General features: G+C 42.9%; 17 protein-coding genes. 10 read left to right on the top strand and 7 right to left on the bottom strand.

Annotated elements, in window-relative coordinates:
• Positions 1 to 35: 35 nt before the first annotated feature.
• The 4 genes from ABZM97_RS09410 to aprX all read right to left on the bottom strand — a co-directional run bounded on the left by ABZM97_RS09410 (position 36) and on the right by aprX (position 4,175).
• Positions 36 to 1,253, bottom strand: a complete 1,218-nt coding sequence (locus ABZM97_RS09410; RefSeq protein WP_333516213.1) for a cytochrome P450 — start codon at positions 1,251 to 1,253, stop codon at positions 36 to 38.
• 225 nt (positions 1,254 to 1,478) lie between these two features.
• Complete coding sequence (locus tag ABZM97_RS09415; RefSeq protein WP_202327655.1) at positions 1,479 to 1,835, bottom strand: hypothetical protein; 357 nt, start codon at positions 1,833 to 1,835, stop codon at positions 1,479 to 1,481.
• A 78-nt stretch (positions 1,836 to 1,913) separates the two neighbouring features.
• Complete coding sequence (locus ABZM97_RS09420) at positions 1,914 to 2,738, bottom strand: MBL fold metallo-hydrolase (protein WP_087991471.1); 825 nt, start codon at positions 2,736 to 2,738, stop codon at positions 1,914 to 1,916.
• A gap of 108 nt (positions 2,739 to 2,846) precedes the next feature.
• Entirely contained in the window at positions 2,847 to 4,175 is a 1,329-nt protein-coding gene (gene aprX, locus ABZM97_RS09425; RefSeq protein WP_202327654.1) for a serine protease AprX, read from the bottom strand.
• A gap of 221 nt (positions 4,176 to 4,396) precedes the next feature.
• Between aprX and ABZM97_RS09430 the strand changes: the two genes are divergently transcribed.
• From ABZM97_RS09430 to ABZM97_RS09440, 3 genes are all read left to right on the top strand, one after another.
• Positions 4,397 to 4,630, top strand: a complete 234-nt coding sequence (locus ABZM97_RS09430) for a hypothetical protein (RefSeq protein ID WP_087991473.1) — start codon at positions 4,397 to 4,399, stop codon at positions 4,628 to 4,630.
• 278 nt (positions 4,631 to 4,908) lie between these two features.
• On the top strand, positions 4,909 to 5,616 hold the full coding sequence (locus ABZM97_RS09435) for a poly-gamma-glutamate hydrolase family protein (protein WP_087991474.1): 708 nt from the start codon (positions 4,909 to 4,911) through the stop codon (positions 5,614 to 5,616).
• Positions 5,617 to 5,690: 74 nt separating this feature from the next.
• A complete protein-coding gene (locus ABZM97_RS09440; RefSeq protein ID WP_367387407.1) occupies positions 5,691 to 6,143 on the top strand; it encodes an OsmC family protein in 453 nt (150 codons plus the stop codon).
• A 12-nt stretch (positions 6,144 to 6,155) separates the two neighbouring features.
• Here the strand turns inward: ABZM97_RS09440 and ebrB are convergent, their stop codons facing one another.
• From ebrB to ABZM97_RS09455, 3 genes are all read right to left on the bottom strand, one after another.
• Positions 6,156 to 6,509 carry a multidrug efflux SMR transporter subunit EbrB gene (ebrB, locus tag ABZM97_RS09445; protein ID WP_367387492.1) on the bottom strand — a complete coding sequence of 118 codons (354 nt, stop codon included), beginning with the start codon at positions 6,507 to 6,509 and terminating at the stop codon, positions 6,156 to 6,158.
• 16 nt (positions 6,510 to 6,525) lie between these two features.
• Complete coding sequence (gene ebrA / locus ABZM97_RS09450) at positions 6,526 to 6,843, bottom strand: multidrug efflux SMR transporter subunit EbrA (protein WP_087991476.1); 318 nt, start codon at positions 6,841 to 6,843, stop codon at positions 6,526 to 6,528.
• Between the two features lie 140 nt (positions 6,844 to 6,983).
• Positions 6,984 to 7,232, bottom strand: a complete 249-nt coding sequence (locus ABZM97_RS09455) for a hypothetical protein (RefSeq protein ID WP_087991477.1) — start codon at positions 7,230 to 7,232, stop codon at positions 6,984 to 6,986.
• Between the two features lie 89 nt (positions 7,233 to 7,321).
• Here ABZM97_RS09455 and ABZM97_RS09460 point away from each other — a divergent pair, with 89 nt between their 5' ends.
• The 7 genes from ABZM97_RS09460 to nrdE all read left to right on the top strand — a co-directional run bounded on the left by ABZM97_RS09460 (position 7,322) and on the right by nrdE (position 12,520).
• On the top strand, positions 7,322 to 7,735 hold the full coding sequence (locus ABZM97_RS09460) for a YmaF family protein (protein WP_087991478.1): 414 nt from the start codon (positions 7,322 to 7,324) through the stop codon (positions 7,733 to 7,735).
• Between the two features lie 99 nt (positions 7,736 to 7,834).
• A complete protein-coding gene (gene miaA, locus ABZM97_RS09465; RefSeq protein ID WP_087991479.1) occupies positions 7,835 to 8,779 on the top strand; it encodes a tRNA (adenosine(37)-N6)-dimethylallyltransferase MiaA in 945 nt (314 codons plus the stop codon).
• 39 nt (positions 8,780 to 8,818) lie between these two features.
• Positions 8,819 to 9,040 carry an RNA chaperone Hfq gene (gene hfq, locus ABZM97_RS09470; RefSeq protein WP_003221097.1) on the top strand — a complete coding sequence of 74 codons (222 nt, stop codon included), beginning with the start codon at positions 8,819 to 8,821 and terminating at the stop codon, positions 9,038 to 9,040.
• A gap of 194 nt (positions 9,041 to 9,234) precedes the next feature.
• On the top strand, positions 9,235 to 9,510 hold the full coding sequence (locus ABZM97_RS09475; RefSeq protein ID WP_087991480.1) for a YmzC family protein: 276 nt from the start codon (positions 9,235 to 9,237) through the stop codon (positions 9,508 to 9,510).
• 81 nt (positions 9,511 to 9,591) lie between these two features.
• On the top strand, positions 9,592 to 9,822 hold the full coding sequence (locus ABZM97_RS09480) for a hypothetical protein (protein ID WP_003238362.1): 231 nt from the start codon (positions 9,592 to 9,594) through the stop codon (positions 9,820 to 9,822).
• A 243-nt stretch (positions 9,823 to 10,065) separates the two neighbouring features.
• Positions 10,066 to 10,458 (top strand): class Ib ribonucleoside-diphosphate reductase assembly flavoprotein NrdI, encoded by a 393-nt coding sequence (gene nrdI / locus ABZM97_RS09485; RefSeq protein ID WP_087991481.1) that lies wholly within the window; start codon positions 10,066 to 10,068, stop codon positions 10,456 to 10,458.
• Positions 10,418 to 12,520 carry a class 1b ribonucleoside-diphosphate reductase subunit alpha gene (nrdE, locus tag ABZM97_RS09490; protein ID WP_087991482.1) on the top strand — a complete coding sequence of 701 codons (2,103 nt, stop codon included), beginning with the start codon at positions 10,418 to 10,420 and terminating at the stop codon, positions 12,518 to 12,520. Before nrdI ends, nrdE begins: the two co-directional genes overlap by 41 nt.
• Positions 12,521 to 12,531: the final 11 nt, after the last annotated feature.

Raw genomic sequence — 12,531 nt, forward strand, 5'->3', positions numbered from 1 at the left:
AAACGCCCCCTTTTGAAGGGGGCGTTTTGAATATGTTATTTTGAAAGTAACACAGGGAGACTTTCTAACCCTCTTAAAAAGACATTTTTTCTCCATTGGATGTCATCAGGCGCTGCCGCGAGTTCAATATCCGGGAATCTCTTCAGAAGCGCGTTAAATGCAATGTGGCCTTCCAGTCTGGCTAGCGGCGCTCCTAAACAGAAATGAATGCCAAAGCCGAAAGAAATATGTCTGTTAGGCGACCGATTTATATTTAGTATTTCCGGGTTCTCAAAAAAGCTTGGATCGCGATTGGCAGATCCGATGCCTATAAAGATCATGTCTCCTCTTTTGATCGAAACCCCCTTGTATGTAAAGTCCTCGATGGCCCACCGATTTGCCATCATCACAACAGGCGAGGTGTATCGCAGCAATTCTTCAACAGCTGTAACGATCATTTCAGGATGCTGCTTGAGCTTCTCGCATTCCTCCTTGTGCTGAAGCAATGCGAGAGTGCCTGATCCAAGCAAGTTAACAGTTGTTTCAAGACCCGCTACAACCAGTAAAAACAGCATCGAATAAAGCTCTTTTTCGCTTAACTTGCTGCCGTTTTCTTCAGCATGCACAAGTTTGCTGATTAAATCGTCTTTTGGCTGTATTCTTCTGTCGTGGATCAGCTTGGCGATATAGTCTTTAAATTCATGAAGGGCTTGATTTGTCAGCTCTCTGTTACTTTCAGAGGTATCAACCATCGCATTGGTCCAGATTTGAAACTGTGCCCGATCCTTTTTAGGAATTCCCATCAATTCAGATATAACAATAAAAGGCAAAGGGGATGCGAAGGATTTCATGATATCCGCTTTCTTTTCTTTTTCCATTTCATCTAAAAGCTGTTCAGAAATGTGTTCGATGCTGCCGCGCAGATTTTCAATCGTTCGGGGAGTAAATGCTTGATGAACAAGTGATCTCAAGCGGGTGTGATCAGGTGTGTCTTTTGCCAGCATATGATCGGATACGAAATCGATATCCTCGCTGACGTTGAGCATTTTGATTTGTTCTTGGCTCATCACGTTTTTAACGTCTCTTGTAATCCGATTGTCTTTTAAAAAGGCCATACAATCATCGTATCGGGTAATTAACCAAGCCGGATATGTGCCTCCGAACCGTTTTAATTCAAATCGGTGAAGGGGATCTTCCTCTCTAAATCGGCCCAAAACTGAAAAAGGATTGTGATGAAATTCTTTTCCGTGCGGATGAAACATCAATTTTTCCATTTGCATTCTCCTCGCCTAATAGGGTAAATAGATGTTTTTGCAGAACCAGCTTGTGAAATACAGAATTATTTGAAACTTAATCCTGTCTCTAAAACTATATATCTATTTTAGGCGTCATTCAATAGGGTGAAGAACGAAAAAATGAAAAAGTGGCTCCATGTAAAGCAGCGCCTTTGAATGATAGCTCAAAGGCGCTAAGCTGTATGATTTTGATGAAAGTGACCGTCAGCTGTGCTGGACATCAAATGTATAGACTGCACGATCTGTTACGACCTTCAATCCTTCGTTTTCTTGGTGAATATGAATATCACCTAATAAAGGAATCTCATAGGCGTTTTGCGGAAGCGGTATGTCGCCTTCTTCTGTGAAGGTTGTTCCTTCGCCTTCTAAAACGAGTTCTTCATTTGCAACATAGTCATCAGGATGATTGGTGCTTCGTATCCCCACTTTTTCAAGGTGGAGAACAATCTGATCCAAGTCAGAAATCTCTTCATCATGGGTCAATTCACCTTTTCTAATATCAAGTGTTTGGCCGACTTTTGATTCCAGCCATTGAGAAAGCTGTGTATTCGGGTGTGCCATCAATATTCCTCCTTTTGATCTACACGATACTATTCCCAATTGCTGCATCTTTTACACGGAAAAGAGCCGCCTCACCCTTTATGTATGAAACAACTTGTTGTTCAGTGCCTTGATATAACGTACGGCAGAACGCTGGACCGCTTCGTCGGCATTTTCTTTGACAACTTTTGAAAAAGCATTATAAATCCGGTTAAATTGAAGCGGTTTCACTTTGGCTGCTATTTCTTCAACTTTGGAGGCTGGGAGAGGAATGAGATTTGGATAGCTGTACATAAAGCTGACCCAGTTTCGATCCGCCGCAACTGCAATGATATCCCCGGTCAATAGACAGCCTTTCCCTTCATTGCCGTTGCGCCAATGGAGAACAGCACCGCCTTTAAAGTGTCCGCCCAAGCGGTAAAGGTCCAGTCCCGGCTTCATGTTGAGCGTTTCCCCTGACCAGAACTGAATGTGATTGCTTGGCCTTGCCACCCATTCTTTGTCATCCTCATGAATATAGATCGGGGCCTGAAACGCTTCAGCCCACTCCACTTGAGCAGAGTAATAATGCGGATGAGACAAAGCGATGGCTTGAATTCCGCCTAATTCGTTGATTTGCTTAATTGTCTTTTCGTCAAGATATGAAATGCAGTCCCACAGCACGTTAAAGCCCTTATGCTGGATCAAATGTGCTGTTTGTCCGATCGCAAACTCTGGTTCGGTTTTGATGCTATAAAGATGTTCTTCTTCTTTTTTGAGGATGTTTTGAAGGTTTCCTTTTTCATGCATGTCTGCAAGGGTTGTCCAAGCTTGTCCCTCCGGATGAATATACTGCCGTTCGTCATCGCAAATCAGACATGAGTCCGGCGGATTTACTGTTTGCGCATGTTGTACACCGCATGTCTCGCAGATATAATATGGCATTTCTTTCACTCCCTTCATTTATTTTCTATATTTTATCCCATTATTATGAAATTTGAAAATATAAAGCCGGCAAGTCTACTGAGAGATTTGCCGGCTCTATGAAGCTGTCTATTGGCCGGGAACGGAATTTTTTGCGTTGACAGCGCCCGCGCCGTAAACATTCGGATCTTCATCTTTCCATTTGTCCGTGCCATTTTTCAAAAGCTCTTTCACTTCATCAGGTGTAAGATCCGGGTTTTGCTGCAGGATTAAAGCTGCGATTCCTGCACATATTGGTGTTGCCATCGATGTTCCTGACATTGTAAAGTACTGAGATCCTACACGGCTTGACTTTTGAAGCTTATCGATATAAGAATTTGGAGAGCGAAGGGAAATGATATCAACACCCGGCGCTAAAATATCGGGCTTTACTTTCCCGTATACTGTCGGCCCGCGGCTTGAGAAGGAAGCGACCGTATCATCATCGCTGCTTGCGGTATCGTTATCGTCAAGGGCACCTACTGTCATCACCTTTTCGCTCACGCCCGGGCTTGCAATGGTTTGTGGATCAGGCCCAGAGTTTCCGGCAGCGACACAGACGACAATCCCAGCGTTCCACGCTTCGTCAACCGCTCTGACTAACGGGTCTTCCTGTTCATTATCATATCTAAGCGCATCGCCCCCGAGCGACATACTGATAATATCGATCGGTTCATCCGGATTATCCTCATTATATTGAATACACCACTCTACACCTTCAATAATGTCCGCTAATGTTCCTGAACCTTGCTTGTTCAATACCTTTACGCCGATTAGATTGGCTTCAGGCGCAGGTCCACGGTATTGGCCGGAAGAGGATGCGCCGCTGCTGGCGACATCACCTGCACAGTGTGTGCCATGGCCATTATCATCATACGGCTCAGTTTTTTGATTGACCATGTCGGCGAATCCGATAATCCTGCCTTCTAAATCAGGGTGCGGGTAGATTCCTGTGTCGACAACAGCGACAGTAACACCTTTTCCTGTCAGGGTTTGCCCGTTTCTGACAACTTCCTTCGCGTGGCTTGCTTCGGTTGCCGTGTCTAGAAGCGCTTTGACTTCACGGTTTAAATACACTTTGCGGATATCACTGCATTCAGAAAGAAGTAAATCTAGCGCTTGTGGGGTCACCTCCGCGCTGCAGCAATTGATTGTGTTGAAGCGTCTTTTTAGCTTGCTGCGTTTTTCTTTTTGCAGCACCTCTCCAGCCATTTGAAAGCCGGTCTCGTGACAGCCTTCCTCAAATTCAATAATGACCGACAATTTTTTTCGGTTTTTCAATTTGGTTTCGAAAAACTGATGCAAGAAGCAAGGAGTCCATTTGAAGGGCTTGTAAAGCTGCAAGACGCTTTCCCGTAACGGCCAATCTAGCTTATGAGCATTTGCTCTCACCATTTGTACCATAGAGTACCCAAACATGTATTTTCCTCCTATTATAAGGTATTCTGTATACTCTATGAACGGATGATAGGTTTGGTAAGTTTGTTTGTCCTTCATAGTAAGCGGACAAGAGTTGGTTTTAATGAATCTTTTGAATCAAATACGAAAGATTCAGGAGAGGAGGCAATCATTGGGGATTGAAAAAGAACATTTGTTCGTATTATAATGTTGTCATCAAACTGGCAAGGAGAGAACAACGTATGAATTTCTTCTTACATCGGTCTTTGGAAAGCCAAATGCCAATCAGCATTATATATATGAAGAAAGACGGAACGATTAGTAAAAGAACAATTATTGTAAGGCAGAAAAGCAAAACGCAAATCAAAGCTTTTTGTTTTTCGAAACAACAGATCAGAACGTTTTTGTTAGACTCTATTCTCTCTTGTGACTTTGTGAGAACAAATAAGCAAAACTTCCATTTTTCAGGCCGATAACAGGCTGTCCGTCTCAGCATGCCGGACAGCTGCTAAAAAATCTCCTTACACCTCTATACATGTATTTGCCAAGTGAGGTTGTTCCTACCTTTTTTGTCTTTCCTCTCAATCTTTTTTCACTCATATTTGAAACGAACCACTATTAACCGTGACAATCAATTGATTTTTTGAAACCGGGAACTTTTTCACTGCTGATATAGTGTATACAATGGTAAGATAAAACCTATTGGCTAAACCTCATATAATGAACCGCGCCATTCTTATGAAAGGAGTTAAACATGAGAAGATTTTTACTAAATGTCATATTAGTCTTAGCCATTGTCTTATTTCTGAGATATGTTCATTACTCATTAGAACCTGAACCATCTAATCAGCCAGATACATATTCAAATTTCAGCAGCTTGGCAGAAAATGAGAGCCCGGCCGATTATGATATTTCTTATAATGAAAAAAAAGGAAGCAAAGTCTTAATTATGTCTCCGCATGGCGGAAGAATTGAAGGCGGAGTAAGCGAGCTTGTGCGGTATTTCAATAATGAATACTCTACATACCTGTTTGAAGGCTTAAAGTCACACGATAATCAAACATTGCATATTACAAGCACCAACTTTGATGAGCCATTGGCTGGAAAGAAAATCAAGGAGCATCAATATGTTGTGGCTTTTCACGGATATAAAGGGGAAAGTAAGAATACACTTGTTGGAGGCACAGACCGAAAGCGTGCGAAAATGATCGTAAGGGCCCTTGAGAGAAGGGGGTTTTCAGCTGAGTTAGCGTCATCTAAAAGCGGCCTTGCTGGATTGAATGCCGAAAACATTAACAACAAAGGGGAAACGGGGCTGAGTATCCAGCTGGAAATCAGCCGCGAGCAGAGAGAAGCATTTTTCGATGATTTTTATTATAAAAATAGGAAATACACAAAGAACAGTGAATTTTATGATTATGTCCGTGCAATCAACAGTGTCCTTGAACAAGAGTATTCATAACAAGCAGACAAGAAGACAAAATAAGAGAAGATCAGTAGACTGAAATAGGATCATTAAAGGAGGCAAAACAGACGATGGCAGATCATCATTTTTATTTAAAAGCGAACTGGCCGGGTAAACGCAACGACGTTGGTACGATCGAAAGCGGAAACCTCATCACATCTATTTCCATTCCTAAAGAAATGGATGGACCGGGAGAGGGGACCAACCCGGATGAAATGCTTCTCGGGGCGGCAGCAACCTGTTACATTATTACACTTGCTGCGATGATGGAAAGAAGCGGGCTGGAAAAAGAAGACCTGCAGATGGAGTCAGAAGGTATTGTCGACGTCACCAAAGGAGTCTTTACATACAAAAAGATCATTCACCGCCCCTCCGTCGTGCTCAAACAGGATGCTTCACAAGAGGATGTCGCATTGGCGCACAAGCTTTGTGAAAAGGCGGAGTCGTCTTGCATGATTTCACGCGCCATTCAAGGAAATGTCGAGGTGCAGCTTGAAGTCTCTGTAAAACCGGGTGGTGAATAAAAAAACAGACGGTCACTCACAGACCGTCTGTTTTTTTTCTTCAGCAGGGGCTTTCGATTGATTTAAAACGACGACGCCTGCAATGACAAGCGTGAGCCCGAATACTCCCTTTAAACTGATGGTTTCGCCAAAAAGCAAAAATCCGACAATGGCTGTAAGCGCCGTTCCAACACCCGACCATGTCGCATACGCGCTTGATAAGTCTAATGTTTTTAAAGAAAAGCTTAGAAAGGCAAAAGCAGAAAGAAATCCGCCAATGACTCCGATAATGGGCCACGCTTGTGTAAATCCTTCTGAAAGCTTCAGCATCGTGCTCCCGAAAACCTCAGATACAATGGCAAGAGCCAAATAAAGAAATCCATTCATCATCATCAACACTCCCTTACTGCCAGTTAAGCAACACAACTCCTGAAATTAATAAAAGGATTCCGATAAGTCCTTTCACGTTCAGTTCTTCCTGGAACCATTTCACTCCGATCACTGCCGTCAGCACCGTGCCCACACCGCTCCAAGTTGCATACGAGAGGCTGAGGGGGATATGGTTTAAGGTGAGTGACAGCATGTAAAGGGCGATGAAATAGCCAATCACGACCAAGGCGCTGGGCTTCCACTTTTTGAAGCCGTCAGACACTTTCAGCATGGCCGCTCCAATTGATTCCGAGCATATGGCAATCGTGAGGAATATGTATCCTATTAACATCGTAAATGCTCCTCACTTCAAATGTGTCTTGAGATCATAAAATCGTCAGCTAGAAAAATAGTAGTGTATGCCTAACAATGAGTCAAGAGATTCGTTTCCGGTCCCATAAAAAAGACCCCTTTTTAAGAGGTCTGTTGTGCTTAATAGTAATAAGGATATGGAGGATAGTAGGGATATCCGCCATACAAATAAGGATTAAATAAAGCACTTCCTATAAGCCCGCCTGCAAGGCCTCCGATAAACGGCCCTCCAAAAAAACCAAATGGCCGGCCAAAACCAAATCCATAGCCAAATCCAGGTCTTCCAAACCCAAATGGTCTTCCGAATCCGTAAGGCCTTCCAATGATCCTTGTATCTGCAGCAGTGAAATAATGATCTACCTCATTCATGTTTTCTTTCCTCCTGTCATAAAGTGTAGATGATGCAGTGTATTCAGCCTACCCGGATTTGATTGGGCGTTTGATGAAAAAGAAGGGGTGTGAACTCATTGGGCCTGTATCCATCTGACTGGTCAAAAGCGCCGCCTCACGTACATGCTTATCTTGCCAAGACGACCATAGAACAGGGACATTATCATCTCATTGAAGGGTTTACTCAGCCGGCAAACGGATCGAATACGGATCAGCATACACACTACTTTTCAGGGATTACGTCTTTTGAAAACGGACATTTTCACCGGTATTACGGAATCTCGGGCCCTGCGATTCCCCGGACAGACGGCACCCATTACCACGAAATCGAAGAAACGACGTATCTGGCCTATAATGAGCCGATTGAGATCAGGTACGGAGGCGTTGTGTATGACCCGAATGATGACGGAAGAAAAACGCATCGGCATGCCCTGAAAGGGAAGACGAGAGAAATCGTCGGCAATGAGCCGCTCGGCTGGTAGAAGGATGTTTACCGATGCAAAAAAAGGGCAAAATGGATAGGTGGTTGTACATGATGAATGCTATAATGGGGGGAGATTTATAAAAGAGAGTGATACATATTGAATAATACGAAGCAGCCCGTTGTCATTTTAGTAGGACCGACGGCAGTGGGGAAAACAAATTTAAGTATTCAGCTGGCTAAATCCTTGAACGCGGAAATTATCAGCGGAGATTCGATGCAGGTTTATAAAGGGATGGATATTGGAACAGCTAAAATCACCGAACAGGAGATGGAGGGAGTGCCCCATCATCTGATTGACATTTTAGATCCCCGAGATTCCTTCTCCACCGCAGATTATCAAAACTTAGTGAGAAACAAAATCAGCGAGATTGCCAAAAGAGGAAAGCTTCCGATGATTGTCGGCGGTACAGGGCTTTACATACAATCTGTGCTTTACGATTATACATTTACGGAAGAGGCGAACGATCCTGCGTTTCGGCAGAGCCTGCAAATGGCTGCTGAGCGGGAAGGCACTGACTTTCTTCATGCAAAACTCGCTGCGGCAGATCCAGAGGCAGCTGCTGCGATTCATCCGAATAACACAAGAAGAGTCATTCGCGCGCTGGAAATTTTACATACGTCTGGAAAAACGATGTCTCAGCATTTGAAGGAGCAAAAACGAGAACTCCTGTACAATGCAGTGTTAATCGGGCTGACAATGGATAGAGACACGCTTTACGCTAGAATTAATCAGCGTGTCGATATGATGATGGAGGCAGGTCTTCTTTCGGAAGTGAAACGCCTCTACGACAGGAATGTGAGGGACTGTCAATCGATTCAAGCGATAGGTTATAAGGAGCTATTTGCACATTTTGACGATTTTGTGACGCTTTCTGATGCCGTCGATCAATTGAAGCAGAACTCAAGGCGGTATGCGAAACGCCAGCTGACATGGTTTCGCAACAAAATGCAGGTGACCTGGTTCGATATGACACCACCCGTTGATATGGAGCTGAAAAAAAAGGAAATTTTCACACATATAGCAGGAAAACTCGAACTTTAATCGAAACTGTATGATATAGAGAATCAAGGAGGACGAAACATGAAACCGATTAATATTCAGGATCAGTTTTTGAATCAAATCCGGAAAGAAAATACGTATGTCACTGTTTTTTTGCTGAATGGCTTTCAGTTGCGGGGCCAGGTGAAAGGCTTTGATAACTTTACCGTATTGCTGGAATCGGAAGGGAAGCAGCAGCTTATATATAAACATGCGATCTCAACGTTTGCGCCTCAAAAAAACGTCCAGCTTGAACTCGAATAGATCAAGAATACCATGTTAAGGCATGGGGAGGCTGTCGGGGGAATTCCGGCAGCCATTTTTTAAAATTGATCCACTTTCGTTCCAAGCTTTTTTGTAAGCTGACCATGCCAAGGCACGGTCTTTTTTTATGAGATCAACATATGTGAGATAAAATGGTATATGATGTATAAAAATGATCCGGGAGTGACGCGACCTTGTTTGAAAGTGAAGCAGAACTTAGACGAATCAGGATTGCGCTTGTGTGGATAGCCGTATTTTTGCTGTTCGGGGCGTGCGGGAATCAAGACACCATCATTGAAACAGACAGCGGCAATTCAGGCTATGAAACGCCTCAGCCAACCTCGTTTCCTCTTGAACATAATCATTTTGGCGTTGTGGAGGACGGCTATATCAAAATTTATGAGTATAATGAGTCCCGCAATGAGGTAAAGCTGAAAAAAGAATATTCGGATGATGATGAGCTTGAATAAAATTCACAAGCATCCGAATTTACAAAGCGGATGCTACCCGCTAAACTAAATACAGACACAGATCAAACAGAGGGTGAAAACATGAAGCATAAAGTGATCGTGAATCATTGGGAAGAAATTTGCGAAGATGATTCTTGCTATGAGTACGGAACAAGCATCATTGTGAACGGAAAAGAATTAATCAGAGAAGCGTCAATTATCAGCGCCTTGAAGGCGGTTTTAGAAGAGATCGGTGCGGATGTTGAAATAGAAGAAACAGTAGAGAGCGAAAAATGCTGTGATAGCTTAAGAAAAAAAAATCTAGACTACTAAGCAGTTTTTTTTCATGTTATGATATACATCGGCTTAAAAACGACACCCCGAGTAGGACGAGAGATCATTCTCGTTCTGCTCTCTTTTTTGGGCCCTGATGAGCCTGCCCATTTGCCTGATTTGATCAAAATATGAATTTTTCACGAAAACAAATCTATATATTGTGTTTTTGTTAGAGGATAGTATACTATATATAGTGTTAGTGATGAGAGATTCATATTTTTTGATAGGTCGTGATAAAACGTGGTACAAATCATATTTGATTCGAAAACAGGGAATGTTCAGCGGTTTGTGAATAAAATAGACTTTCAGCAGATACGCAAGGTGGACGACATTGACCACATGGACACTCCGTTTGTTTTGGTCACCTACACGACGAACTTCGGTCAGGTACCGGCATCAACACAATCATTTCTCGAAAAATACGCCCATCTTTTATTAGGAGTCGCTGCGAGCGGCAATAAAGTATGGGGCGATAACTTTGCAAAAAGCGCCGATACCATTTCAAGACAATATCAGGTGCCGATCTTGCACAAATTTGAACTCAGCGGCACATCTAAAGACGTTGAATTGTTTACTCAGGAGGTAGAAAGAGTTGTCACAAAATCAAGTGCCAAAATGGATCCAGTTAAATAACGAAATCATGATCCAAAAAGATGGAAAATTCCAGTTTGATAAGGATAAAGAGGCTGTACATAGCTATTTTGTAGATTATATCAACCAAAACACAGTTTTCTTTCACGACTTAAAAGAGAAGCTGGATTATTTGATTGAAAACCAATACTACGAAGAGGAATTCTTAAGCCTTTATTCTTTTGAAGACATTAAAGACGTGTTTAAGACAGCTTACGCTAAGAAGTTTCGTTTTCCTTCCTTCATGAGTGCGTTTAAATTCTATAATGACTATGCTTTGAAGACAAATGACAAGAAAAAAATCCTCGAGCGTTATGAGGACCGAATCTCAATTGTTGCGCTGTTCTTCGCAAACGGCGACACTGAGAAAGCAAAAGAATATGTGAACCTGATGATCAATCAGGAATATCAGCCGAGCACACCGACATTTTTGAACGCCGGCAGAAAACGCCGCGGTGAACTGGTGAGCTGCTTCTTGCTCGAAGTTAATGATTCTTTAAACGACATTTCAAGAGCGATCGATATCTCCATGCAGCTTTCTAAGCTGGGCGGCGGGGTTTCTCTTAACCTGTCCAAGCTCCGTGCCAAAGGTGAAGCCATTAAAGATGTTGAAAATGCCACAAAAGGTGTTGTAGGCGTGATGAAGCTCCTTGATAATGCGTTCCGCTACGCTGACCAAATGGGACAAAGACAAGGATCTGGAGCGGCGTACTTAAACATATTCCACCGCGATATCAATGATTTTCTTGATACGAAAAAGATTTCAGCGGATGAAGATGTACGTGTCAAAACGCTTTCTATCGGTGTTGTCATTCCGGATAAATTCGTTGAGCTTGCGCGTGAGGACAAAGCGGCTTACGTATTTTATCCGCACACGATTTATAAAGAGTACGGCCAGCATATGGATGAGCTGGACATGAACGAAATGTACGACAAATTTGTCGACAATCCCCGGGTGAAAAAGGAAAAAATCAACCCGCGGAAATTGCTTGAAAAACTGGCGATGCTTCGTTCTGAATCAGGCTATCCATACATCATGTTCCAAGATAACGTGAATAAAGTGCATGCGAATAACCATATTTCCAAGGTGAAATTTTCTAACCTTTGCTCTGAAGTGCTTCAGGCATCACAGGTTTCTTCATACACAGACTATGACGTAGAAGATGAAATTGGTTTGGATATTTCTTGCAACCTGGGTTCACTTAACATTCTCAATGTCATGGAGCACAAATCAATCGAAAAGACAGTTAAGCTTGCGACAGACTCTTTAACACACGTGTCTGAAACGACTGATATCCGCAACGCGCCTGCTGTAAGACGGGCAAATAAAGCGATGAAATCAATCGGTCTCGGCGCTATGAACCTTCACGGCTATCTTGCGCAAAACGGCATTGCGTATGAAAGTCCGGAAGCGCGTGACTTCGCAAACACGTTTTTTATGATGGTGAACTTCTACTCCATCCAGCGCTCAGCGGAAATCGCAAAAGAGAAGGGCGAAACGTTTGATCAATATGAAGGATCAACCTATGCGACAGGTGAATATTTCGAAAAATACGTTTCAACAGATTTCTCACCGAAATACGAAAAAATCGCTACTCTATTTGAAGGTATGCATATCCCGACAGCAGAGGACTGGGAAAAGCTAAAAGCATTTGTGGCTGAACACGGCATGTACCACAGCTACAGATTATGCATTGCGCCAACAGGCTCTATCTCATACGTTCAATCAAGCACGGCGTCTGTCATGCCGATTATGGAACGGATTGAAGAAAGAACATACGGGAACTCAAAAACGTACTACCCAATGCCTGGGCTTGCATCTAATAACTGGTTCTTCTATAAAGAAGCCTATGATATGGACATGTTTAAGGTTGTGGATATGATCGGGACTATCCAGCAGCACATTGATCAGGGAATCAGCTTCACGTTGTTCTTAAAAGATACAATGACGACTCGTGATTTAAACCGAATCGATCTGTATGCACATCACAGAGGAATTAAAACCATTTACTATGCAAGAACGAAAGATACTGGGCAAGACAGCTGCCTTTCTTGTGTTGTTTGATTAAAGGAGAG

This window comes from Bacillus vallismortis, from assembly GCF_040784915.1.
GTDB classification, from domain to species: Bacteria; Bacillota; Bacilli; order Bacillales; family Bacillaceae; genus Bacillus; species Bacillus subtilis_G.

What these genes read in the sequence shown, in the direction of transcription:
- ABZM97_RS09410 (WP_333516213.1), bottom strand. Translation starts at nt 1,253, where the DNA reads ATGGAAAAATTGATGTTTCATCCGCACGGAAAAGAATTTCATCACAAT.
- ABZM97_RS09415 (WP_202327655.1), bottom strand. Translation starts at nt 1,835, where the DNA reads ATGGCACACCCGAATACACAGCTTTCTCAATGGCTGGAATCAAAAGTC.
- ABZM97_RS09420 (WP_087991471.1), bottom strand. Translation starts at nt 2,738, where the DNA reads ATGCCATATTATATCTGCGAGACATGCGGTGTACAACATGCGCAAACA.
- aprX (WP_202327654.1), bottom strand. Translation starts at nt 4,175, where the DNA reads ATGTTTGGGTACTCTATGGTACAAATGGTGAGAGCAAATGCTCATAAG.
- ABZM97_RS09430 (WP_087991473.1), top strand. Translation starts at nt 4,397, where the DNA reads ATGAATTTCTTCTTACATCGGTCTTTGGAAAGCCAAATGCCAATCAGC.
- ABZM97_RS09435 (WP_087991474.1), top strand. Translation starts at nt 4,909, where the DNA reads ATGAGAAGATTTTTACTAAATGTCATATTAGTCTTAGCCATTGTCTTA.
- ABZM97_RS09440 (WP_367387407.1), top strand. Translation starts at nt 5,691, where the DNA reads ATGGCAGATCATCATTTTTATTTAAAAGCGAACTGGCCGGGTAAACGC.
- ebrB (WP_367387492.1), bottom strand. Translation starts at nt 6,509, where the DNA reads ATGAATGGATTTCTTTATTTGGCTCTTGCCATTGTATCTGAGGTTTTC.
- ebrA (WP_087991476.1), bottom strand. Translation starts at nt 6,843, where the DNA reads ATGTTAATAGGATACATATTCCTCACGATTGCCATATGCTCGGAATCA.
- ABZM97_RS09455 (WP_087991477.1), bottom strand. Translation starts at nt 7,232, where the DNA reads ATGAATGAGGTAGATCATTATTTCACTGCTGCAGATACAAGGATCATT.
- hfq (WP_003221097.1), top strand. Translation starts at nt 8,819, where the DNA reads ATGAAACCGATTAATATTCAGGATCAGTTTTTGAATCAAATCCGGAAA.
- ABZM97_RS09480 (WP_003238362.1), top strand. Translation starts at nt 9,592, where the DNA reads ATGAAGCATAAAGTGATCGTGAATCATTGGGAAGAAATTTGCGAAGAT.